Raw genomic sequence first — 23,719 nt, forward strand, 5'->3', positions numbered from 1 at the left:
ATGGCGCGGGCAATGACGAAGCGACGGGCAGCGCAGCCGGCGCGGCGTGTCGGCGCGACACTCGCGCTCGCGGTCGCGGTGACGTGCGCGGCGGCCGGCGTGGCCACGCGCACGCACGCCGCGGGCGCCGCCGCGCCCGATGCGGGATGCAGCGCGGCGTGGCCGCGCTGGGACGCGTTCAAGCGCGATTTCATCTCGGCCGACGGCCGCGTGATTGACGTCGGTTCGGCCGATTCGCGCACGGTGTCGGAGGGGCAGGCGTATGGGCTTTTCTTCGCGCTGGTCGCGAACGACCGGCGCATGTTCGACACGATCCTCGCATGGACCGAGAACAACCTCGCGCAGGGCGACCTGAGCGCGCACCTGCCCGCGTGGCTGTGGGGCCGCGCGCCCGACGGCGCGTGGCGCGTGCTCGACGCGAACGCGGCATCGGACGCCGATCTGTGGATCGCGTATGCGCTCGTCGAGGCCGGGCGGTTGTGGCGCGAGCGCAGCTATACGGCACGCGGCGCGCTGCTCGCGAAGCGCGTGCTCGACGACGAGACGGCGGCCGTGCCGGGCCTCGGCCTCACGCTGTTGCCGGGGCCGACCGGGTTCAAGCTCGCCAACGGCCAGTTCCGCGTGAATCCGAGCTATTCGCCGCCGCAGGTGATTCGCGCGCTCGGCGCGCGCCTGCCCGACGACCGGCGCTGGGCCGCGCTGGTCGCCAGCACCGGGCGCGTGCTGCTCGACACCGCGCCGAAGGGTTTTTCTCCCGACTGGGCGCTGTATCGCGCGGGCACGGGCTTCGGGCCCGATCCCGAAACGCATGCGGAGAGCGCGTACAACGCGATCCGCGTGTACCTGTGGGCCGGCATGCTCGATCGCACCGATCCGCTTGCCGCGCCGCTGCTCGCACGCTTCGCCCCGTTCGCCGACTACATTGCCGCGCATGGCGCACCGCCGGAGAAAGTCGATACGACGACGGGCGTCGCGGGGCCGAACGACGGCAATGGCGGGTTTTCGGCGGCGGCCGTGCCGTTCCTCGACGCGCGCGGCCAGCGTGCGCTCGCGGATGCGCAGGCGGCCCGCGTCGAGACGCTCGCGCGCCAGTCGGCGCCCGGCTATTACACGAGCGTGCTGACGCTGTTCGGCCTCGGCTGGCGCGACGGACGCTATACGTTCGGCGCGGACGGCACGCTCGACACGCGCTGGGGAGGCCGCTCGTGCGCCGCCCGCTGAAACGCGCCGTGCCGCACGTCGCGGGATTCGCGTGGCTCGCGTCGTCGGTGTGCGCGGCGGCGCCGGGCACCCCATCCGGCGGCACGGCGATGGCGAACCCCGCGGCGCCGGCGACCTCCGCTTCCGCCGACGCGCTGCGTCAGCTCGACACCGCGCGGATGTGGGGCACCAAGCATCGCGACGACCTTGCCCGCGATGCATTGCGCAAGGGGCTGCTGATCGCGCCGGGCGATCCCGAATTGCTGGCCGAACAGGTCCGCGTGCTGCTGCGGCTGGGCGACGCGAAAGGCGCGCAGGCATCGCTCGCGCGTCTGCAGGCGCAGTCGCCGAATGCGCCCGCCACGCGGCGGGTGGCCGACGAATACCGCGTCGCGACGAGCGGGCGCGGCGAGATGGCGCAGATCCGCCTGCTCGCGCGCAGCGGCCGTGCGGACGAGGCGGCCCGGCGGATCGTCGCGCTGTTTCCGAACGGCGCGCCGTCCGGTGCGCTCGGCGCCGAGTACTACCAGATCGTGTCGAATGGGCCGGGTGGCCGCGAGCCGGCGATCGCCGCGCTGCGTCGCGCGGTCGCGGCCGATCCGCAGGACACGAGCGCGTCGATGGCGCTCGCGCGGCTCTTGAACCAGCGCGCCGACACGCGCCCGGAAGCGAACCGGATCGCATGGTCGCTCGCGCAGCGCGCCGATGCCGACCATACGGAGTCGATGGCGCTGTGGCGCCGCGTGTTGCAGTCGGCCGGCAACGATCCCGCGTATCTCGATGCGTTGCGCGCGTATCTCGCGCTCGTGCCGGACGATACCGAATTCCGCGACCGCATCACGGCACTGGATCGGCAGCACGATGCACAGCGCCGTCTTGAACGCGATCCCGACTACATTGCGCAGCAGCGCGGGTTGCAGGCGCTGTCGCGCGGCGACCTGGCCGCCGCCGATCCGCTGCTCACGCGGGCCGCGCGGACGCGCGCGGACGATGCCGATGCGGTCGGGGGGCTCGGCCTGCTGCGCCTGCGCGAAGGGCGGCACGACGAAGCGCGCACGCTGTTCGCGCGGGCCGCGACGCTCGCGACCGACCAGCGCGGCAAATGGCAAAGCCTCGCGCGTACCGCGCAGTTCTGGGGACTGCTCGCGCAAGGCCGCGAAGCGGCCAATGCGGGACGTCCGCAGGATGCCGAACGCGCAGCGCGGGCGGCGCTCGCGATGCAACCGGGCAGCCCGGACGCGAAGCTGCAGCTTGCCGATGCGCTGCTCGCCCAGCGCGACTGGGCGCACGCGGAGCCGTTGCTGCGCGAGTTGCTGGCCGCGCGTTCGCCGAACCTGTCGGCCATCCGCGGCACGGCTACGCTGTATGAAAACACCGGCCGCGCAGACAGGATCGGCCCGCTGCTCGACGCGCTGCAAGGGCGTGTGACCGGGCACGACGATCGCCGCGCACTCGACGGCCTGCGGGCCGATTTGCTCGCGAACCAGGCGCGCGCATTGGCCGACAAGGGCGAGCGCGGGCCCGCCGCGCAACGCTACGAAGCGGCCGTGCGCGCGGCGCCCGACGCGGCGTGGACGCGCTTCGCACTCGCGCGCCTCTATCGCGACATGGGGCTGCCGCAGCTCGGCCGCACGGTGATGGACGACGGGCTGGCGCAGAGCGATACGCCCGAGATGCGCTACGCGACCGCGCTGTACCGCAATTCGCTCGACGATGTCGCGGGCGCGCAGGCCGCGCTTGCTCCCGTTGACGACGCGCATCGTTCGGACGGGATGCGGGCGCTGGCGCGCAAGCTCGCAGCCGAACGCGCGCTGGCCGACGCACGCGGCGCGCTCGCGCGCGGCGACCGCACGGCCTTTGCCGCGTCGCTCGCGCAGGCGCAGGCGAGCGCGCCGGACGATCCCGACATGCTCGCCGCGATTGGCGCACAGTGGATCGACGCGGGCGAACCCGATCGCGGTCTTGCACCGCTGCACGACTGGATCGCCGCGCACCCGCGCGAAGCCGATGCGGACGTGCGGCTGCGCTACGGCGACCTGCTCGGCAGCGCGGGGCGCGACGACGCGCTCGCCGCGTGGCTCGATACGCTGCGCCGCGACCCGTCGCTGACGCCTGCGCAGACGACGCGGCTCGAGGATCAGTCGCTGCGGCTCGTGCTGCGGCAGACCGACGACGCGATCGCCCAGCGGGACTATGCACGGGCGCGCACGCTGCTCGATCGCGCGAGCCCGGCCGGCCGCGCGGACAAGCGCCATGCGCTCGAGCGGGCCGATCTCGAACGCGCGCAAGGCCATTACGGCGCGGCGCGCGATGCGCTCGCGCCGGTCGTTGCGCGCACGCCGGACGACGCCGATACCCAGCTCGCGCTCGCACGGATCGACGAGGACAGCGGCCACCGGGCCGCCGCGGTGGCACGCGTGCAGGCGGTCCTCGCACGCACGCCGGACGACGACGTCGACACACAACTGTCGGCCGTGCGCCGCCTGAACGCGCTGCGCCGCGCCGACGAAGCCGCGCAGGTGACCGACCGGCTGCACGCCGCGTATCCGGAGCGCGCCGACGTGACGGTCGCGGCCGGGCGGGTGGCCGAGGCACGGGGCCGCTACGACGACGCGGCGTCGCTGTACCGGCTGTCGCAGTCGCAGGAACGCGCGACGGGCGTGAGCCCGGGCCGCGACGGGCTCACGCCCGCGCAGGCCGCGTTCGCGGATCTCGAGCAGCGCCGCAATCCCGAGATCGAAACCGGCTGGACGCCTGCGTACAAGTCGGGCGACGAAGGCATCTCGTCGTATCGCGCGCAGCAGGTGCCGATCTACCTGCAGATGCCGATCCGTTACGACGGGCACGTGTTCGCGCAGATCGACACCGTGCATCTCGATCCGGGCACGCTCGACACGAGCGACCCGAACGCGTATTCGCTGCAGACGTTCGGCACCTACGCAGCGCTCAAGGGGCTGAACGGGCTGCCGCCGCCATTCCAGCTGAATCAGCCGGCCGCCGCCCTGATTGCGAATCCGCCGGGCTCGCTGCACCAGTCGATGACGGGCGTCGCGCTCGGCGCGGGCTACCTGTCGGACGCATGGCGCTTCGATCTCGGCACGTCGCCGCTCGGGTTTCCCGTGCACTACCTCGTCGGCGGCGTGCGCTACCGTTTTGAAGCGGGCCCGGCGAGCTTCAGCGTGAATGCGTCGCGGCGGCCGGAAACGAGCAGCGTGCTGTCGTATGCGGGGCTGCGCGACCCGTGGTCGGGCGCGGTCTGGGGCGGCGTGCGCCGCGACGGCGTGAACCTGCGCGCGTCGGTCGACGTCGGCCGCACGAACCTGTTCGCGGAACTCGGCGCGGGCGTGCTGTCTGGCCGGAACGTCGAACGCAACGCGGAAGTCACGCTGCGCACCGGCTTCACGGTGCCCGTGTACGAGCGCGCGACGATGAAGGTCAGCACCGGGCTCGTCGGCAACGCGTGGCACTACGCGCAGAACCTGCGCTATTACACGTACGGGCAGGGCGGTTATTACAGCCCGCAGCGCTACCTGTCGCTCGGCGTGCCGATCGAATGGGCGGGGCGCCACGATGCGCTGTCGTGGGACCTGACTTTCACGGGCGGGATCTCGAACAGCTACGAGAAGGATTCGCTGTATTACCCGACGTTCAAGGACCTGCGGGCCGAGCAGGTCGCGGCCGGGTTCGTGTACGCGGGCAGCTCGACGCGCGGCGTGTCGTTCTCGTACGGCTTCAACGGCATCGTCGAGTACCGCGTGAATCCGCACCTGAGTGTCGGCGCGCAGTTGCATATCGACCGGTCGCACGACTATGCGCCGAGCTCGGCGCTCGTGTACCTGCGCTATGCGTTCGAGGCGCGCGCGCAGCGCAGCTGGCTCGTCACGCCGACGCCGGTGCGGCTTTATTCGGATTACTAGGGGCTGTTTCCGTATGGAACACACATGCGAATGCCCGAAATCGCTCGTCCCGCAACGGGACTTCCGGCGGGGCGTAAGGCAGGAAGTGAGGCGCGCCGGTTGGCCGCGCCAAACAAGCGACGAGCGACGCCGCCATACGGGCGATTTCGGGCTTTCCCGCGGAATGAATTTTTTGATCAGGGGTTGCCGCGAGAACGGCCGCTCGCCGCGTTGCGCGCCTTGCGAATACGTCGGTATTCGTGGCGTCACGCGCCGCGCGAGCGGCCGTTTTCGCGGCAACGCATGGGTGTTCCAGATGGAAACAGACCCTAGGGGAACGTCGTGAATACGGAAATCGATGCCACCCGTCCCGCGCTCGGCGCCGCCGGCCTGCTGGGCCGCCTGCGCGCGCTGCTGCGCATGGGGCCGGCCGGCGGCCGCATCGGCACGCTGAGCCGGCTCGCGATCGACGGCCTGCCCGACACCTGGACGCAACTGGAGGCGGGCGGCCTGTACGCGATCTATGCGGCCGGCGGCACGCCGGCGTGCGATGCGCTCGTCTGGGAAAGCGCGCGGCAGGCGCGCACGCGCGACGTGACGGTCGTGCTCGCGCGCGATGCGGCACGCGTGGCCGACCAGATGGAAGCGCTCGGATTCGCGGGCGGCGCGCAGCCGGCCGGCTGGCCGCGCAACCTGAACGTGCTGGCGATGCCGCCGGCCGCGGAGCCGGCCGACGATGGCGCCGGCACGACCGGCGCCGCGCCGCGCCGCGCGGCACCGGGCCCGTTCGCGCGGTTGACCGGCGGCCTGCGCGCGATGAAGCGCTACGGTTTTCGCGCGCGTTCGCTGTATTTCGTGGAAGGGGCCCAGCGCTGGTTCAGCTGGGACGATCCGGTCGCACTCGCGGAAGAAGCACACGCGCTGGCCGACTGGTGCCGCACGCGCCGGATCGCGCTCGTGCTGCTGCTCGACCCCGAAGCGGCGCGTGCGGGCGACGACGCGCGCACCGACGATGCGCCGCTCGTGCGCGATGCGGACCGGACGCCGCGCAGCGGCTTCCACGGCATCTGCTCGGGCGTCGCACAGTTGCAGCGCACGCACGGCGAACTGCTGTGGATCGTCGATTTCTGGCGGGCGGGCGACACGCTCGCGGCCGGCGAAGTGCGGCCGCTGCGCTTTGCGCCGGGCGGCCGGTTGTCGGCGAGCATCGACGGCGGTGCGACCGAACCGGCGCACCGGATGAAGCTCGCGAGTGACGAGGATCGTGTCATCGTCAGCCGCGCGGTACTCGACGGCACGAATCGCATGCCCGGCGACTGGGAAGTCGTCGAAGACAACGCAGCCGTCGTCGCGGCCTGCGCGCACGCCCAGGCCGCAACCGCGGTGCTCGCGTTCCGCTCGCATGCGCAGCTCGAGGCGTTGTGCGCGGACGTGCATGCGCTGCGCCGGCAGTGCGGCGGTGCGCTGAAGATCGCGGTCGTCGAGCGCGGCGAAGTGCTGCGCCAGCAGTTCGAGATGCTCGTGCTGAGCGTCGGCGCGAACCGCGTCGTCGCGCGCGATTTGCCGGTCTCGCGAATGCAGGCCGCCGTGCATGCGCTGCGTGGCCAGCTCTACGCGCGGCCTGTCGCACCCGACTATCGCGCGGCGCTCGCGGCCGCGCTCGGTGACTCGGTGCTCGGCTATCTGCCGGTCGGCGCGTTCTGCCTGCGCATTCGCGCGGTGCTCGATCGCGGCGCCGTGCTCGCGTTGCCGCACACGCTCGCGAAGATCACGCTGCTGCCGGGCGTGTCGCACGTCGACGCGTTGCGGCACTGCCGCCCGCGCCGCGCGGGCGACGTCGTGACGGCCGATCCCGGGCACCTGTTCGTGTTCCTGTTCGCATGCGAACCGGTCGACGCGGAAGACGCGCTCGCGCGGATCTTCGACGTGCCGGTCGATACGCTGTCCGACCGCGTCGTGTGCCTTGGGCAGGGCAGCATCAACTCCGAGCTGGATGCGTTGAAGGCCGAGAACCGGCGTGCGCCGATCGCCGACTACAGCGACCTGTTCGCGGCGACGCACCCGGCGGGCAGCGTGCGCAAGCCGCCCGCGGGCGCCGATCTCGGCGTGACGCCGGCCGAAGCAAGCGAGGCGATCGAAGCAATCGATGCCATCGTCGCGCTCGAGGCGATCGGTGAGACGCCGGCGCCCGAAGCCGTCGACGCGCCGGCGCCGCATCCCGTCATTCCCGCCGCGCGTGCGCGCGGCGCCACCCGCAGCGTGATGCCGCTGCGCAAGCAGGAGCGCGCATGATTGCCGTACTCGTCACCGGTTTCATCGTCGGCATCGTGGTTGCGGTGCCGGTGTGGATCGTCGCGCAGCACCTCGGCATCGGCCGCGGTTTCCATGCCCCGCGCGGGATCGACCGGCACGGCGCGGTGCCGTGCGAACTCGTGCCGGTCGCGCTGCGCGGCCGGTTGCTGCCCGGCGCCGGCGCCGACAAGGCGGCGCGATGAAGACGATTGCCATTACGTCGACGACCGGCGGCGCGGGCCGCACGACGCTTGCGGCCGCGCTCGCGGTGCTGCTCGCGCGCCGTGGCCGGCCGGTCGTCGCCGTCGAACTCGATCCACAGAACCTGATGGGCGCGACGCTCGGCCTCGACACGCTGGCCGAACACGGCCTCGCGCAGAGCGTGCTCGGCGGCGCCGAGCCGTGGCATGCGCATACGTGGCGTAATGCCGACGGCGTGCTGTTCGTGCCGTACGGGCACGTCGATGCCGCCGGTGCGGCCGCATGCGATGCGCGGCTCGTGGCCGATCCCGCGTGGCTGTCGCGCGCGCTGGACGAGATCGGGCTGCCGGCCGACGGCGTCGTGCTGGTCGACACCGCGCGCTATCCGTCGCCGCAGGCCGAGCAGGCGATTCGCTGCGCGGACCTGACGCTCGTCGTCGTGCCGCCGGAGCCGATCGCCTGCGCGACGACGGCCGCGCGGCTCGGTGCGCTCCGGGCCGGCGCGGGTGAACTGCAGATCGTCGTGAACCGGCTGAACCCGGCGCGCGACATGCAGCGCGACGCGCTCGCGATGCTGCGCGCGGTCGCGGGGCCGGCATCGATGCTCGAGCAGCGCATCCACGTCGATGCGGCGGTGCCCGAAGCACTAGCGCGCGGCAGCTGGATCTTCGACGACGCCCCGTATTCGCAGGTGTCGCACGACCTGAACGGCATCGCGAACTGGGTCCATGCGTGGCTGACGGCCGTCGCCGCGGGCCGCACCGGAGCGGTGCGATGAAGGCCGCGTTCGCGTCGCGACTGCGCACGCTCGGCCGCCGTGCGGCCGACTGGTGCGCGCGCGGCATTGGGCTGCCGGCGGAACGTACGCTGGTCGATTGGCTCGTGCGGCTGTTCTTCCACGCACCGCCGCCCGGCCGGCCCGATCACGTGCGCCGCTGGGTGCGCGTCGGGTTCCTGCGGCTCGCGCACGACTGGGGCGTGCTGCAGCCGCTCAGCGTGCGCGAATGGCTGTGGCGTGCGATCGTGCGTGCGCCGCGCGCGGCCGACGGCCGGCCCGCGCGCGATCCGCTCGCGTGGTTCGACAAATACGTGGTGCCCGTCTACGTGGCCGGGCGCGCGGTCGCCCGGCGCATCAACGCGCTGCTCGAACGTTTGCCGTGGGTGCGCTGGGGCGGGTGGCTCGATGCGCGCGCGAACGGCGTCGGCCGGCACCGCTGGCTCGCGCCGCTGCTGCTCGTGGCCGGTGCGGTGCTGTGGGCCGCGGCCGGGATGTCGCCGCTGATGCCCGGTGCGCAGTTCGCCTTCTTCGCGATCGTCGCCGTGCTGGCGCTCGCGCTGCGCCGCCTGCCGGGCCACCTGCCGACGCTCGCGCTCGCGTCGCTCGCGCTGCTCGCGACGGTGCGCTACGTATGGTGGCGCACGACGCAGACGCTCGATTTCCGCAGCCCGGTCGAGGCCGTCGCGGGCTACCTGCTGTACGGCGCCGAAGCCTATACGTGGATGATCCTGCTGCTCGGCTTCGTGCAGACCGCGTGGCCGCTCGACCGGCCGATCGTGCCGCTGCCCGACGATCCCGACACCTGGCCGACCGTCGACATCTATATCCCGACCTACAACGAACCGCTGTCGGTCGTGAAGCCGACGGTGTTCGCCGCGCAGAGCATCGACTGGCCGACGGCGAAGCTGCGCGTGTACCTGCTCGACGATGGCCGGCGCCCCGAGTTCGCGGCGTTCGCGGCCGAGGCGGGCATCGATTACCTGACGCGCGACGACAACCGCCACGCGAAGGCCGGCAACATCAACCGCGCGCTGCCGAAGACGCACGGCGAATACATCGCGATTTTCGACTGCGATCACGTGCCGACGCGCTCGTTCCTGCAGACGACGATGGGCGTGTTCCTGCGCGACCCGAAGTGCGCGCTCGTGCAGACGCCGCACCATTTCTTCTCGCCCGATCCGTTCGAGCGCAACCTCGGCACGTTCCGCGAGATCCCGAACGAGGGCAACCTGTTCTACGGCCTCGTGCAGTCGGGCAACGACCTGTGGAACGCGACGTTCTTCTGCGGCTCGTGCGCGGTGCTCAAGCGTACCGCGCTGGAGGAGGTCGGCGGCGTCGCGGTCGAGACCGTGACCGAGGACGCGCACACGGCGCTCAAGCTGCACCGGCGCGGCTATACGTCGGCGTACCTGCCGACCGTGCAGGCGGCCGGCCTCGCGACCGAAAGCCTCGCGGGCCACGTGAAGCAGCGCACGCGCTGGGCGCGCGGGATGGCGCAGATCTTCCGCATCGACAACCCGTTCTTCGGGCGCGGGCTCGGCCTGATCCAGCGGATCTGCTACGGCAACGCGATGCTGCACTTCTTCTACGGGATTCCGCGGCTGGTGTTCCTGACGATCCCGCTCGCGTACCTGTTCTTCCACCTGTATTTCATCAACGCGTCGTCGCTTGCGCTCGCGAGCTACGTGATCCCGTACCTCGTGCTCGCGAACGTCGCGAACTCGCGGATGCAGGGACGCTACCGCCATTCGTTCTGGGCCGAGGTCTACGAATCGGTGCTCGCGTGGTACATCGCGCTGCCGACCACCGTTGCGTTCTTCAGCCCGAAGCATGGCAAGTTCAACGTGACCGACAAGGGCGGCAAGATCGACGAAGGCTATGTGGACTGGTCGACGTCGAAACCGTATCTGGTGCTGTTCGGGCTGAACGTGCTCGCGATCCTCGCCGGCCTGTGGCGGCTGGTGGCCGACCAGGGCGACGAGGCGTCGACGATCCTGATCACGCTCGGCTGGACCGTGTACAACCTCGCGATGCTCGGCGCGGCGCTGGCCGTCGCGCGCGAGACCAAGCAGGTGCGCGTCACGCACCGGATCGCGATGCGCGTGCCGGCCATGCTGGTGCTCGCCGACGGGTCGACCGCCGCGTGCTTCACGAGCGACTATTCGACCGGTGGCCTCGGCCTCGAAGCGGTGCCGGGGCTGCCGCTCGCCGTCGGCGACACGGTGACGGTGTGCGTGACGCGCGGCGACCGGGCGTTCCCGTTCCCGGTCCGCGTGACCCGTGTGACACCGACCCATGTCGGCGTGAGCTTCGAGGAACTGACGCTCGAACAGGAACGCCAGCTCGTGCAGTGCACGTTCGGCCGCGCGGATGCGTGGCTCGACTGGCACGAAGGAGAGCGTCTCGACACGCCGCTCGGCGGGCTGAAGGAAGTGCTGCGGATCGGGCTCGACGGTTACGTACGGATGTGGAAGGGTGCGGCGCGCGGCGTGCAGGCGATGCTCGCGCCGAAACTCGATCGGGCGCGCGACTGACGCGGCGCTCATCATGGAGCGGTTTAGATGACATTCTGGAATCTGTATTTCATCCTGAAGTTCGCGCTGTTCGCGACCGGGCACCTGCAGCCGTTCTGGCTCGCAAACCTCGCGTTCGCGGTGGCGCTCGTGGCAAGCGCGCCGGTCCGGCAGCGCGCGTGGCGCATCGTCCGGCAGGTCGTGGCGATCGCGATCGCGGTGCCGCTGCTCGCGCGCGAAATGCATGCGCCGCCGCTGGCCCGTCTCGTCGATGCCGCGCGCGAAGTGAGCACGTTCCGCCTCGACTACTGGATGGAACTGCTGCCGCGTCTGCTGCCGCCGTTGCTGGTACTCACGGTCGTCGGCGCGCTGATCGTCTATTTCATCGTCAACCGCTGGCTGCGCGTCGCGACGTTCGTGCTGGCCGTGCTGATCGTGATGCCGCTGTGGCAGGCCGGCAGCGGGTTGATGGCACGCGTCGTCGCGCCGGCCCAGCAGCAGGCGAACGCAACGGGCGCCACGCGCGCCGACCAGCCCGAGGATCACAACGCGGCGCTCGCGACATTCCGTGCACAGGAGTCGCAGCGGCAGGTTGCGTTCGGTCATCTCGGCGACGATCCGGCCGCGCAGTTCGACGTGATCGTGCTGCACATCTGCTCGCTGTCGTGGGACGACCTCGATGCGGCCAAGGTGCGCAACCACCCGATGCTGAGCCACTTCGACTACCTGTTCACGAACTTCAGCACGGCGGCGAGCTACAGCGGCCCGGCAGCGATCCGCGTGCTGCGCGCGAGCTGCGGGCAGGAAGCGCACGCGGACCTGTACAAGCCCGCGCCGCAGCAGTGCTATCTCTTCTCGCAACTGGCGCGCGCCGGCTACTCGGTGCAGTCGCTGCTGAACCACGACGGTCATTTCGACAACTTCCTGCAGGTGATCCACGACAACATCGGCGTGCCCGATGCGCCGTTGATCTCGAACGCGGCCGCGCCCGTCGCGATGCACGCATTCGACGGCTCGGCGATCAAGGACGATTACTCGACGCTCGCGAACTGGTACGCGCAGCGCGCGTCGGTGCCGGGGCCCGTCGCGCTGTACTACAACACGATCAGCCTGCACGACGGCAACCGTGTCGTCGGCAGCTCGCTGACGAGTATCGACTCGTATCCGCAGCGCGCGACGAAGCTGATGAGCGACTTCGACCACCTTGCCGACCTGATCGCGCAATCGGGCCGTCGTGCGGTGATCGTGTTCGTGCCCGAGCACGGTGCCGCGCTGCGCGGCGACAAGAACCAGGTCGCGGGGCTGCGGGAGATCCCGACGCCGCGCGTCGTGCACGGGCCGGTCGGCGTGCGGCTCGTCGGCTTTGCGGGCAACCACGGCGCGACGACCGTGATCGACCAGCCGACCAGCTTCCTCGCGCTGTCGCAGTTGCTGTCGAACCTGGTATCGAACAGTCCGTTCAAGCCGGGCACGACCCTCGCGCAATACGCGGCGGACCTGCCGCGCACGCGGATGGTCGGCGAGAACGAGGGCACGGTGACGATGCAGACGGCCGCGGGCTACGCGGTGAAAACTCCGGACGGCGTATGGATCGACGAACAGTAATCCTTCCCGGCGACGGCGACCTCGATCGCCTGTCGCAACCGAACGACGTGATCGGTCTCGCGCGGCATCTGCCCGCGCTCGATCCCGAGCGTTATGTCGACGAGCAGGCGCGCCGCGCATTCGTCGAGTCGCTCGACCGCTGGCCGACGCTCGCGAAGCTGATGGGGTTGACGCCGTAAACGAACGACGGCCGGCGTGGGTGCCGGCCGTCTTCGGTGGGGCGGGCGCCCCCGCTTACTGCGCCTTGCGTTCCGGCTGGCGGGTCCATTCGTTTTCTTCGCCCGGTACCTTGCCGAACGTCTGAGCGGCCCAGGCAGCACGCGCCGCGTCGATCTTGGCACGCTCGCTCGAGACGAAATTCCACTCGATGAACCGCTCGCCCGGCAGGTGTGCACCGCCGAGCAGCATCACGCGCGCGCCGTTCGCGCTCGCCAGCGCCACGGTCGCGCCCGGTTCGAGCACGGCCATCGTCGCGGGGGCGAGCGGCGTGCCGTCGATGCTCAGATCGCCGTCGACGAGATAGATGCCGCGTTCGTCGTGCTCCGCATCGAGCGCGAGTTGCCCGCCCGACGCAAATTCCGCATAGGCGTAGAGGGTCGGCGAGAACACGGCGACCGGCGACGTGAGCCCGAACGCGGTGCCCGCGATCACGCGCACGTTTACGCCGTTGCGCGTGAACGACGGCAGCGTGTCGGCGGCATGATGAACGAACGCGGGCGTCGTGTCCTCATGCTCGACCGGCAGTGCCACCCAGGTCTGGATCCCGTGCACCGGCTGATCGTGCGGCCGGTCTTCGTCGGGCGAGCGTTCCGAATGCACGATGCCGCGACCGGCCGTCATCCAGTTCACGTCGCCCGGCACGATCTTCTGCCGGAAACCGAGGCTGTCGTGATGCATCAGCGAGCCGTCGAACAGGTAGGTGACGGTCGCGAGCCCGATGTGCGGATGCGGCAGCACGTCGATGCCGCGGCCGGCCGGCAGCACGGCCGGGCCCATTTCGTCGAAGAAGATGAACGGGCCGACGAGGCGCGCGGCGCGTGCGGGCAGCACGCGGCGCACGACGAGGTTGCCGATGTCGCTTTCGCGCGGCGTGAGCAGGGTCTTGATCGAGGCGGACATGATGGGGACTTTGTGGTCGGTGCGGAAAGCGTCAGGCGATCGCCGTGTCGATCGTGATCGGGTGCGTGAGGATCTTGTGCACCGGGCATGCGTTGGCGATCTGCAGCAGACGCTCGCGTTGCTCGTCGGTCAGGTCGCCGTCGAGCGTGATGCGGCGCACGATCGTGCTGCCCGCGCTGCCCGATTCGTGTGCGAGCTTCACGTGCACTTCCGCGAGCGGCCAGCCTTTTCGTTGCGCATACATCTTCAGCGTGATCGCGGTGCATGCGCCGAGGCTCGACAGCAGCAGCGCGACGGGCGTCGGTGCGGCATCGCCGCCGCCGAGCGACGCCGGTTCGTCGGCGCGCCACTGGTGGACGCCATCGCTGAAGTGGACGAGGTAATCGACCGAGCCGATGCTCGCTTCGACGGACAGTTCGCTCATTGCAGTTCCAGGTGGGGAAAGGGGGCGGGGCCGGCAGCGTGGCCGACCGGGCGTTACGGTTCGAGCAGCCGCTGCAGCCGCAGTTCCTCGAAATCGAGTTCCGATTCTATGCGGTGCAGCGTCGCGTCGTCGACCTTGCCGTCGCGATGCAGGTCGAGCAGCGCGCGCCGCGACACGCCGACGAGTTCGAGCTCGACGCGCAGCATGCGGGCCCGCACGCCGGCGGGCTCGGCGCCTTGCCGGTGCGCGCGTTCGTTGAACGTGACGCGGTTGCGGTATTCGGCGAGCAGGCGGTCGAGCGACTGGCGTTCGAGATCCGACCCGCGCTGCTCGCGCGCGTCGAGTTCGGCGAGCGCCGCGCCGAACGTGTGCGCACGCACCGCATGCTCGGACATCGTGTGGCGCGCGGCCGGGCGCAGCTTCAGCACGCGGATCAGCGGCGCGAGCGTGCCGCCCTGCACGACGAGCGTCGCGATGATCAACAGGAACGTGCTGAACAGGATCAGGTCGCGACCGGGGAAGTTGCCCGGCAGCGCGATCGCGGCCGCGAGGCTCACGACGCCGCGCATGCCCGACCAGCCGAGCACGACGGCTTCGCGCCACGACCACGGCGTGTGACCCGCGCGCGGCGCGCGCAGGCGGCCCGGCAGCCACATCGCGACGAATACCCACACGACACGCGCGCCGATCGCGGCGGCGGTGGCGGGCAGCGCGACGCGCAGGCCGGCCATCAGCACCGCGCCTTCGTGGTTCACGCGCGCGAGGATCGCGTGCAATGCGAGACCGATCAGGATGAACACGAGGGCGTCGAGCACGAACACGATCGCTTCCCACGTCGCTTTCGCCTTGATCCGCATGTCGGCGTCGAACACGCGATGCTGGCGCACGCCGAGCACGAGGCCGCAGGTGACGACCGACAGCACGCCCGAGCCGTCGACGGCCTCCGCGATCCCGTAGCTGCCCCACGCCATCGCGAAGGTGACGACGATGCCAAGCATCGGGTCGCGCAAGCGCGGTAGCACCCAGCTCATCGCATGGCCGCACGCCAGGCCGACCGCGATGCCGATCAGCGTGAGCGAGAAGAACAGGCCGGTGGCGCTCGCGGCCGTGATCGACACCGCGAGCGCGGCCGATACGGCCATCTGGTAAAGCAGCAGGCCCGATGCGTCGTTGACGAGGCTTTCGCCTTCGAGCACCGCGACGAGCCGTGCGGGCAGCGGGTGGCGTTGCAGGATCGCCTTCGCGGCGACCGCATCGGGCGGCGACACGATCGCGCCGAGCGTGAAGCACGCGGCCCACGGCAACGCCGGGTTCGCCGCATGCACCGCGAGGGCGACCGCGACGGTCGTGAACGCCACCGCGCCGAGCGCGAGCGACGCGATCGATGCCAGTTGCTCCCGGAATTCCTTCCACGCGGTGTAGAACCCGCTCGACATCAGCAGCGGCGGCAGCACGGCCGCGAGCAGCAGCGCCGGGTCCATGTCGGGCACGCGCTTGCCGGCGATCGCGATCACGCAACCGCCGAGCAGCAGGACGACGGCCGGCGGAATCGAAATCCGTTCGGCGAGCCACGTGAGCGCGCCCGCGCCGCAAATCAACAACAGCAGGTAATGGAACAGTTCGACGTTGGTCATGCGCGGCGGGTCGTGAAAGAGGGCATCACGACGGCTTGCGGTCGTTCGTCGTGCCGCCCGGCAGCGCGCCGAACATGTGCTGGCTGCACTGCGCGTCGCGCCATGCGGTATTCAGCCGGTGGCCCGACAGCATCCGGCGCGCGACCGGCAGGATCTGTTCGCCGGCCAGCATGCCGAGCAGGCCGGTGAGCGCGATGATCGGCGGCGCCGGCGAGTTCACGCCGAGTGCGCCGTAGATGACGCCGGCGAGGATGCCGGCGAGCAGCGACAGGAAATACGGTTTCATGGTGAGCCTCCCGTGATGGCGGACGAGCGGCGCAGTGCACGTCGTCAAGGTCTTGAAAGCGTATCGGGTTTGCGTGAAGAAAAAAAGGGCGGGGCGCCCCGATCGGGCATCGATTCCGGAATCGGATCGATTCCGTTTCTTGGGTGTTCGCGCCGCGCGTTTGCGGATTAAATATTTCGAGCCGGATGACGATCCGGCGCCGACGTACCCCGGCTCCTCCCGTTTTCACGGTCGAGGCAGGCCCCCCTTTTTTCGTTCACAGGACACCTTGCGCCATGAGCAATCCGAAACTTGAAGTACTGACGCCGCAGAACAGCCAGCTGATCTTCATCGACCAGCAGCCGCAGATGGCGTTCGGCGTGCAGTCGATCGATCGCCAGACGCTGAAGAACAACGTCGTCGGGCTCGCGAAAGCCGCGAAGGCGTTCAACATTCCGACCACGATCACGACGGTCGAGACCGAGAGCTTCTCGGGCCATACGTTCCCCGAGCTGCTCGACGTGTTCCCGAACCAGAAGCTGCTCGAACGCACGTCGATGAACTCGTGGGACGACCAGAAGGTCCGTGATGCGCTCGCCGCGAACGGCCGCAAGAAGGTGATCGTCTCTGGCCTGTGGACCGAGGTCTGCAATACGACGTTCGCGCTGTGCGCGATGCTCGAAGGCGGCTACGAGATCTACATGGTGGCCGACGCATCGGGCGGCACGTCGCAGGCCGCGCACGATTTCGCAATGCAGCGGATGGTGCAGGCCGGTGTCGTGCCCGTCACGTGGCAGCAGGTCGTGCTCGAGTGGCAGCGCGACTGGGCGCGCCGCGATACGTACGACGCGGTGATGTCGCTCGTGCGCGAGCACTCGGGTGCGTACGGGATGGGGGTCGACTACGCATACACGATGGTCCACAAGGCAGCGCAGCGCACCGCGACGCCGCACGAGTCGCTCGCGGCAGTCCCGGCGAAGTAACGGGCCGCCGGCTGCGATCGTCGCGCGGGATGCGGCGATCGCCTGCCATCGGCCATCGCGCGATCAGGTGTTGGGCAGCGCCCACGGCGCGTGCGAGAAGTGCTCCGCGAGGAAGTCGAGCAACACCGTCACGCGCGCGGCGCGCAGCATGCCGGGCGGCGTGACGAGGTTCACGTTGATATCGGCGATCTTCCAGTCGTTCATCACTTCCTCGAGCTCGCCGCGCTGCATCGCATCCCACACGAGGAATTCGGGCTGCAGTGCCAGGCCGTGACCGGCGACGAGCGCGGGAAGGATCACGTCCGCGTTGTTGGTGCGAATCCGTCCATGGACGGACACGCCGACTTCGTCACCCGAGGCCGGGTGACGGAAGCGCCAGTGCTCGGGTGTCGGCAGGTTCGTGTAGGTGAGGCACACGTGCTGTTCGATGTCGCGCGGGTGCGCGGGGCGGCCGCGCCGGTCGAGGTAAGCCGGGGCCGCGACGAGCGGCCGGCGTACTGCGCAGAGGCGGCGCGAGCGCAGCGACGAATCGTTGAGTTCGGCGATGCGGATCGCGACGTCGAAGCCGCCGGACACGATGTCGACGATGTGGTCGGTGAGCACGAGGTCGATGTCGATGCGCGGATAGCGTTCGAGAAACGCGGGCAGCACCGGCGACAGGTGGCGTAGCCCGAACGACATCGGCGCGTTCACGCGCACGAGGCCGTGCGGTTCGAGCGCCTGCGCGGACGCTTCGTTCTCGATCAGCTCCGCGTCGGCGAGCAGGCGGATCGCGCGGTCGCGCAGCAGTTCGCCGGTCGGCGTGAGCGACAGCTTGCGCGACGTGCGGTACAGCAGCATCGCGCCGAGACGCTTTTCGAGGCGCGCGATCGCCTTCGACACGGTCGGCTGCGACACGCCGAGCAGGTCGGCGGCTTTCGCGAACGAACCGGTCTCCGCGACGCGCGCAAAGATGGCCCAGGCTTCGAGATCAGGAAGGAGTTGCATGGTCGGAATGAATGGCAGGGAAGCGAAACGGATGCGACGTGCCGCGAAGGCGGGCGCGCGGTGCAGGTGATTCTAATCCGGCCGGGAGAAAAATCGTTATGGAATCTTATCTACTTTCGTTGGGCGCCGGCGTGCTGATCGGCGTCGTATACAGCGTGATCAAGGTGCGCTCGCCCGCACCGCCGCTGATCGCACTGGTGGGCCTGGCCGGCATGCTGGTCGGCGCGCAGGCGATTGCGCCGGTCCGTCACTGGCTCGGCTTCTGACCGCATCGAGGACACCTCATGAGCGCAACCGATACTCAACCCGATCTCATCCTGCACAACGGGCGCATCACGACGCTCGATCGTGCGAACCCGGTCGCGACGGCCGTCGCGATCAAGGACGGCCGCTTCGTCGCGGTCGGCGGCAACGCGGACATCGTACCGCTCGCAGGCCGCGCGACGCAGGTCGTCGACCTCGATGGCCGCACCGTGCTGCCGGGCCTGATCGACAACCACACGCACGTGATTCGCGGCGGCCTGAACTACAACCTCGAACTGCGCTGGGACGGCGTGCGTTCGCTCGCGGTCGCGATGGAGATGCTGAAGCGCCAGGTCGCGATCACGCCCGCGCCGCAGTGGGTGCGCGTGGTCGGCGGCTTCACCGAGCACCAGTTCGCCGAGAAGCGCCTGCCGACGATCGACGAACTCAACGCGGTGGCACCCGATACGCCCGTGTTCATCCTGCACCTGTACGACCGCGCGCTGCTGAATGCGGCCGCGCTGCGGGTGGTCGGCTATACGAAGGACACGCCCGAGCCGCCGGGCGGCACGATCCTGCGCGACGCAGCAGGCAACCCGACCGGGCTGCTGCTCGCGAACCCGAACGCGACGATCCTCTACGCGACGCTCGCGAAAGGACCGAAGCTGCCGTTCGACTATCAGTACAACTCGACGCGCCACTTCATGCGCGAGCTGAACCGGCTCGGCGTGACGGGCGTGATCGATGCGGGCGGCGGCTCGCAGAATTATCCCGACGATTACGAAGTGATCCGCAAGCTGCACGACGCGGGCGAGATGACGGTGCGGATCGCGTACAACCTGTTCACGCAGAAGCCGAAAGCGGAGAAGGAAGACTTCGTGAACTGGACGAAGAGCGCCACGTATCACGACGGCACCGACTACTTCCGCCACAACGGCGCGGGCGAGATGCTGGTGTTCTCGGCGGCCGACTTCGAGGATTTCCGTGTCGCGCGGCCGGATCTGCCCGCGCAGATGGAAGACGATCTCGAAGGCGTCGTGCGCGTGCTCGCCCAGAACCGCTGGCCGTGGCGCATGCATGCGACGTACGACGAAACGATCAGCCGCGCGCTCGACGTGTTCGAGAAGGTGAACCGCGATATTCCGCTCGACGGACTGAACTGGTTCTTCGATCATGCGGAGACGGTTTCCGATCAATCGATGGACCGGATCGCCGCGCTCGGCGGCGGCATTGCGGTGCAGCACCGGATGGCATACCAGGGCGAATACTTCGTCGAGCGTTACGGCGCGCAGGCGGCCGAGGCGACGCCGCCCGTCGCGAAGATGCTCGACAAGGGGCTCAAGGTGTCGGCCGGCACCGACGCGACGCGTGTCGCGTCGTACAACCCGTGGGTGTCGCTCGCGTGGCTCGTGACGGGCAAGACGGTCGGGGGCTTGCGGATGTATCCGCGGCGCAACCTGCTCGATCGCGAGACCGCGCTGCGCATGTGGACCGAGTACGTGACGTGGTTCTCGAACGAGGAGGGGAAGAAAGGGCGGATCGCGGTCGGTCAGCTTGCCGACCTGATGGTCCCGGATCGCGATTTCTTCACATGCGCGGAGGACGATATCGTGGACACGTCCGCGCTGCTGACGGTGGTCGGCGGCAAGATCGTGTGGGGCGCGGGGCCGTTCGCATCGCACGACGCGCCGATTCCGCCCGCGATGCCCGACTGGTCGCCGGTGCGCGAGTATGGCGGTTACGGCGGTTGGGGGGCGACGCGGCGCAACGGCGCACCGCTGCAGCGTGCAGCAGCGGCGGCCGCCGCGTGCGGCTGTGCGAGCGCGTGCAACGTGCACGGCCATGCGCATGCCGGTGCGTGGGGGCGTGCGTTGCCGACGTCGGATGCAAAGGGCTTCTGGGGCGCGTTCGGCTGTTCGTGCTGGGCGGTCTGACATGGCGACTCCGACCCATTCCGTCGGCGTCGGCAACCCGGCGTGGGTGCGCATGCTGCTGGCGCGGCCGGCGGTCCTGCCGCTCGTGCGTCTGGCGCTGGTGTCCGCGTACCTGATCGGCGGCGTCGCGAAGGCGCTGGACTTCGACGGCGCGGTTGCGGAGCAGGCGCATTTCGGTCTGCATCCGGCCGCGCTGTGGGCGGCGCTCGCGATCGCGGTCGAGATCGCCGGCTCGCTGTGCGTGGTGTTCAACCGCTTCACGTGGCTCGGCGCCGGCAGCCTCGGCATGTTGACGCTGGTCGCGATGGCGGTGGCGAACGACTTCTGGAACCGCACGGGCGCAGAGCACTTCATGGCGCTCAACAGCTTTTTCGAGCATCTCGGACTGATCGCGGCACTCGTGCTCGCGACGCTGCTTGCCGATACGAAGCACGCGGCCGGCGACGGCCGCACCACTCGATGACGATAAAACAACCAGGAAACCCCTTCATGAAAATCATTCGTTCCGTGTTGCTCGCCGCGATGATCGCGGGCGGTCTCGCCGTCGCGCCTGTCGCATTCGCGAAGACGCCGGTCGCAAAGGCCGTCACGACACCGGCCGTCGCGGTCGGCCCGCAGTACGACACGACGCACGTGTGCGTGTCGCCCGACGATTTCGACCGTTTCACCGACAGCTTCGTCGCGACGTTCGGCGGCAAGAAATCGAAGCAGGGCGTATTCCAGGTCACGCCGACGCCGAGCCAGACGATGTCGCAGCTCGTGCTCACGCCGGTCGGCACGATCTCGGTGTTCGGTTTCAAGACGCCGATCCCGTATCCGTTCTGTGCGGAGCGCACCGGCTATCTCGTCACCGATCTCGACGTCGCGGTGACGTCGGCGCGCGCGCACGGCGCGGACGTGGTCGTCGACACGTTCCCCGATCCGATCGGGCGTGACGCGATCATCCGCTGGCCGGGCGGCGTGAACATGCAGCTGTACTGGCATACCGAAGCGCCGCACTACGACGCGCTGGAGACGGTGCCCGAGAACCGCGTGTATGTGTCGCCGGAAAGCGCCGACACGCTCGTGCGCGACTTCGTCGCGTTCTCGCACGGCAAGGTCGTGTCCGACGTGCGCAACGCGCCGGGTGTCGAGATCGGCCGGCCGAACGACACGTACCGACGCATCCGCATCGAATCGGGCTTCGGCAAGATGACCGTGCTCGCCACCGACGGCCATCTGCCTTACCCGTTCGGCCGCGATATGACGGGGTACGAAGTGCCCGATCTCGCCGCGACGCTGAAGAAGGCGCAGGCCGCGGGCGTGACCGTGCTCGTGCCGGCGTTCACGTCGGCCGGCCGCGACGCGGCGCTCGTGCAGTTCCCGGGCGGCTACGTCGCCGAGATCCACGCGGGCGCAGCGCGATGAAGCACGAGGACACGATCCTTGCCGCGGTGGCCGGCTTCGTCGACACGCTGAGCTTCGTCGCGCTGTTCGGGTTGTTCACCGCGCACGTGACGGGCAACTTCGTGCTGATCGGCGCAGGCATCGCGGGCTTCGGCCAGGGTGTCGTGCTGAAGCTCAGCGTGTTTCCCGCATTCGTGTGCGGCGTGATCGCGAGCAGTCTGATCGCGCGGTCGATGTCCGCGCGGCCTGCGTGGCAGGGCACACGTGCGCTGCATGCGGTGCAGGCCGTGCTGCTGCTCGGCTTCTGCGCGGCCGGCGTGTGGGCGACGCCCGTCACGCAGCCCGACAGCCTGCCGGCGCTCGTGGCCGGTATCGTCGGCACGTTCGCGATGGGCGTGCAGAACGCGCATCCGCGCGTGATCCCGCGTGCCGGCGTGCCGAACACCGTGATGACCGGCAACGTCACGCAGGCGATCCTCGACGTCGTCGACATGCTGTCCGCCGGCACGGCCGACAACGTGCGCGCGGCCGCACGCGCGCGCTTCGCGAAGATGCTGCCGGCGATCGTCGCGTTCGCGCTCGGCGCGGCGTGCGGTGCGCTCGGGTTCCGCTACGTCGGGTTTCTGGCGCTGCTCGCGCCGGTCTGCGCGCTGGCGGCGCTCGCGCTGTGCGCGTCGCAAGGGGCCGTCACCGTCAAGCAGGAGCGCGCATGAGCCGGTGGCGGGAACGGAATCGCCGCGCGCGCCGCTTCGGCCGTGCGGCACGCGCGTCGGTCGTCGCAGGTCTGCTGATCGCGGGGGCTGATGCTGCGTTCGCGGCCACCGCAACGGCAACGGCAACGACAGCGGCGCCGGCCTCTGACGGCACCGCGTCGACGTGTACGGCCAAGCGGCCGACCGTACTGTTCAACCGCTGGCAGGAAGACTGGTCGGTGCTCGCGAATCCATGCGTGCCGCGCGCGCCGCTCGACGGGTTGAAGTACATTCCGCTCGGCAACGATCCGGCCTCCTATCTGTCGCTCGGCGTGAACCTGCGCGAGCGCCTCGAAACGAACGACGCGCCGCTGTTCGGCATCGGCTCCGCTCAATCGGATACGTACCTGATCCAGCGCGTCGAAGTGCATGCCGATGCGCATCTCGGCCAGCACTGGCAGTTCTTCGTGCAGTTGCAGGACGATCGCGCGTACGGCAAGAACACCATCTCGCCGGTCGACAGGAATCCGCTCGATCTCGAACAGGCGTTCGCGACCTACACGGGCGCGCTCGGCGGCGGCACGTTCAAGTTCCGCGTCGGCCGCCAGGAGATGGCGTTCGACCTGCAGCGCTTCATCGCCGCGCGCGACGGCCCGAACGTGCGGCAGGCGTTCGATGCGGTGTGGGCCGACTACGAGTACCAGAAGTGGCGTTTCATCGCGTATGCGACGCAGCCGGTGCAGAACCGCACCGTGTCCGCATTCGACGACGTGTCGAACCGCGACCTCACGTTCAGCGGCGTGCGTTTCGAGCGGCAGTCGGTCGGGCCCGGCGACCTGTCGGGCTACTGGTCGCGCTACAACCGCAGCAACGCGCGCTTTCTCGACGCGAGCGGTGCCGAGCGGCGCGACGTATGGGACGTGCGTTACACCGGTACGCAGGGCCGCTTCGACTGGGACTTCGAAACGATGCTGCAGACGGGCACGGTCGGCAGCAGCTCGATCCGCGCGTGGGCAGTGGGCTCGATCGCCGGCTACCGGCTCGACGCGCCGTGGTCGCCGCGCGTCGCGCTGCAGGTCGATGCGGCGTCGGGTGACCGCAATCCGCACGACGGCCGCGTCGGCACCTTCAACCCGCTGTTTCCGAACGGCTATTACTTCACGCTGGCGGGCTTCACGGGCTACTCGAACCTGATCCACGTGAAGCCGTCCGTGACGCTGAAGCCGTCGCCGAACCTGTCGCTGCTCGGCGCGCTCGGCTTCCAGTGGCGCGAGACGACCGGCGACGCCGTCTACCAGCAAGGCAACGCGGTGGTGCCGGGCACGGCAGGCAAGGGCGGGTTGTGGACGGGGATGTACGTGCAGCTGCGCGCGGACTGGACGATCGCCGCGAACCTGATCGGTGCGATCGAGGCCGTGCATTTCCAGGTCGGCGATGCGATCCGGCAGGCGGGCGGGCACAACGCCGATTACGTCGGTGTCGAGCTCAAGTACGGCTGGTAACCGGCACGCGTGCGCATGAAAAAGGGCGGCCCGGAGGCCGCCCTTCGTGCGCTCGGGCCGGCGAT

Annotated in this window: 20 protein-coding genes; 15 read left to right on the forward strand and 5 right to left on the reverse strand. The window is 69.8% G+C overall.

What is annotated here, in order from left to right:
* The 8 genes from bcsZ (at position 1) to ACWMMN_RS07095 (ending at position 12,664) form a co-directional block, all read left to right on the forward strand.
* Positions 1 to 1,221 (forward strand): cellulose synthase complex periplasmic endoglucanase BcsZ, encoded by a 1,221-nt coding sequence (bcsZ, locus tag ACWMMN_RS07060; protein ID WP_486423146.1) that lies wholly within the window; start codon positions 1 to 3, stop codon positions 1,219 to 1,221.
* Positions 1,206 to 5,117 (forward strand): cellulose synthase subunit BcsC-related outer membrane protein, encoded by a 3,912-nt coding sequence (locus tag ACWMMN_RS07065; protein WP_486423147.1) that lies wholly within the window; start codon positions 1,206 to 1,208, stop codon positions 5,115 to 5,117. The genes bcsZ and ACWMMN_RS07065 overlap by 16 nt, the downstream gene beginning before the upstream one ends.
* Positions 5,118 to 5,438: 321 nt before the next feature.
* Positions 5,439 to 7,388 carry a cellulose biosynthesis protein BcsE gene (gene bcsE, locus ACWMMN_RS07070; RefSeq protein WP_059234866.1) on the forward strand — a complete coding sequence of 650 codons (1,950 nt, stop codon included), beginning with the start codon at positions 5,439 to 5,441 and terminating at the stop codon, positions 7,386 to 7,388.
* Complete coding sequence (locus ACWMMN_RS07075) at positions 7,385 to 7,591, forward strand: hypothetical protein (protein WP_059234863.1); 207 nt, start codon at positions 7,385 to 7,387, stop codon at positions 7,589 to 7,591. Before bcsE ends, ACWMMN_RS07075 begins: the two co-directional genes overlap by 4 nt.
* Positions 7,588 to 8,367, forward strand: coding sequence for a cellulose biosynthesis protein BcsQ (gene bcsQ, locus ACWMMN_RS07080; protein ID WP_059234861.1), 780 nt, complete (start codon positions 7,588 to 7,590; stop codon positions 8,365 to 8,367). The genes ACWMMN_RS07075 and bcsQ overlap by 4 nt, the downstream gene beginning before the upstream one ends.
* Positions 8,364 to 10,901: a UDP-forming cellulose synthase catalytic subunit gene (gene bcsA / locus ACWMMN_RS07085; RefSeq protein WP_226196705.1), complete on the forward strand. Its 2,538-nt coding sequence runs from the start codon at positions 8,364 to 8,366 to the stop codon at positions 10,899 to 10,901. Before bcsQ ends, bcsA begins: the two co-directional genes overlap by 4 nt.
* 27 nt (positions 10,902 to 10,928) lie before the next feature.
* Positions 10,929 to 12,485, forward strand: a complete 1,557-nt coding sequence (gene bcsG, locus ACWMMN_RS07090; RefSeq protein WP_486423148.1) for a cellulose biosynthesis protein BcsG — start codon at positions 10,929 to 10,931, stop codon at positions 12,483 to 12,485.
* The gene (locus ACWMMN_RS07095) at positions 12,467 to 12,664 is read left to right on the forward strand and encodes a hypothetical protein (RefSeq protein ID WP_059234857.1); all 198 of its coding nucleotides are present in this window, start codon (positions 12,467 to 12,469) and stop codon (positions 12,662 to 12,664) included. The genes bcsG and ACWMMN_RS07095 overlap by 19 nt, the downstream gene beginning before the upstream one ends.
* Before the next feature lie 55 nt (positions 12,665 to 12,719).
* On the opposite strand, the gene ACWMMN_RS07100 is transcribed toward ACWMMN_RS07095, so the two are convergent.
* Genes ACWMMN_RS07100 through ACWMMN_RS07115 form a run of 4 tightly spaced genes read right to left on the reverse strand, consistent with a single transcriptional unit; the run spans position 12,720 to position 15,948 of the window.
* A complete protein-coding gene (locus tag ACWMMN_RS07100) occupies positions 12,720 to 13,604 on the reverse strand; it encodes a pirin family protein (RefSeq protein WP_486423149.1) in 885 nt (294 codons plus the stop codon).
* Positions 13,605 to 13,635: 31 nt separating this feature from the next.
* Positions 13,636 to 14,028 carry an OsmC family protein gene (locus tag ACWMMN_RS07105; RefSeq protein ID WP_059234854.1) on the reverse strand — a complete coding sequence of 131 codons (393 nt, stop codon included), beginning with the start codon at positions 14,026 to 14,028 and terminating at the stop codon, positions 13,636 to 13,638.
* Positions 14,029 to 14,081: 53 nt separating this feature from the next.
* Positions 14,082 to 15,662, reverse strand: coding sequence for a cation:proton antiporter (locus tag ACWMMN_RS07110; protein ID WP_174994395.1), 1,581 nt, complete (start codon positions 15,660 to 15,662; stop codon positions 14,082 to 14,084).
* A 25-nt stretch (positions 15,663 to 15,687) separates the two neighbouring features.
* Positions 15,688 to 15,948, reverse strand: a complete 261-nt coding sequence (locus ACWMMN_RS07115; RefSeq protein ID WP_034186741.1) for a XapX domain-containing protein — start codon at positions 15,946 to 15,948, stop codon at positions 15,688 to 15,690.
* A gap of 275 nt (positions 15,949 to 16,223) precedes the next feature.
* On the opposite strand from ACWMMN_RS07115, the gene ACWMMN_RS07120 reads away from it, so the two are divergent.
* Complete coding sequence (locus ACWMMN_RS07120; RefSeq protein ID WP_174994396.1) at positions 16,224 to 16,910, forward strand: hydrolase; 687 nt, start codon at positions 16,224 to 16,226, stop codon at positions 16,908 to 16,910.
* A gap of 63 nt (positions 16,911 to 16,973) precedes the next feature.
* On the opposite strand, the gene ACWMMN_RS07125 is transcribed toward ACWMMN_RS07120, so the two are convergent.
* A complete protein-coding gene (locus ACWMMN_RS07125) occupies positions 16,974 to 17,897 on the reverse strand; it encodes a LysR family transcriptional regulator (protein ID WP_059234848.1) in 924 nt (307 codons plus the stop codon).
* Positions 17,898 to 17,995: 98 nt separating this feature from the next.
* Between ACWMMN_RS07125 and ACWMMN_RS07130 the strand changes: the two genes are divergently transcribed.
* The 6 genes from ACWMMN_RS07130 to ACWMMN_RS07155 are packed head-to-tail and all read left to right on the forward strand — an operon-like array spanning position 17,996 to position 23,654.
* Positions 17,996 to 18,163 (forward strand): DUF1427 family protein, encoded by a 168-nt coding sequence (locus ACWMMN_RS07130; RefSeq protein ID WP_048244185.1) that lies wholly within the window; start codon positions 17,996 to 17,998, stop codon positions 18,161 to 18,163.
* A gap of 18 nt (positions 18,164 to 18,181) precedes the next feature.
* Complete coding sequence (locus ACWMMN_RS07135; RefSeq protein WP_486423150.1) at positions 18,182 to 20,074, forward strand: amidohydrolase; 1,893 nt, start codon at positions 18,182 to 18,184, stop codon at positions 20,072 to 20,074.
* Between the two features lies 1 nt (position 20,075).
* Positions 20,076 to 20,537 carry a DoxX family protein gene (locus tag ACWMMN_RS07140; RefSeq protein WP_174994399.1) on the forward strand — a complete coding sequence of 154 codons (462 nt, stop codon included), beginning with the start codon at positions 20,076 to 20,078 and terminating at the stop codon, positions 20,535 to 20,537.
* A 26-nt stretch (positions 20,538 to 20,563) separates the two neighbouring features.
* Positions 20,564 to 21,481 (forward strand): glyoxalase, encoded by a 918-nt coding sequence (locus tag ACWMMN_RS07145; protein WP_256085886.1) that lies wholly within the window; start codon positions 20,564 to 20,566, stop codon positions 21,479 to 21,481.
* A complete protein-coding gene (locus ACWMMN_RS07150) occupies positions 21,478 to 22,173 on the forward strand; it encodes a YoaK family protein (RefSeq protein ID WP_059234840.1) in 696 nt (231 codons plus the stop codon). The genes ACWMMN_RS07145 and ACWMMN_RS07150 overlap by 4 nt, the downstream gene beginning before the upstream one ends.
* Positions 22,170 to 23,654: an alginate export family protein gene (locus tag ACWMMN_RS07155; protein ID WP_486423151.1), complete on the forward strand. Its 1,485-nt coding sequence runs from the start codon at positions 22,170 to 22,172 to the stop codon at positions 23,652 to 23,654. Before ACWMMN_RS07150 ends, ACWMMN_RS07155 begins: the two co-directional genes overlap by 4 nt.
* Positions 23,655 to 23,719 lie beyond the last annotated feature (65 nt).

The sequence above is a fragment of the Burkholderia cepacia complex sp. TUM26381 genome, from assembly GCF_057439935.1.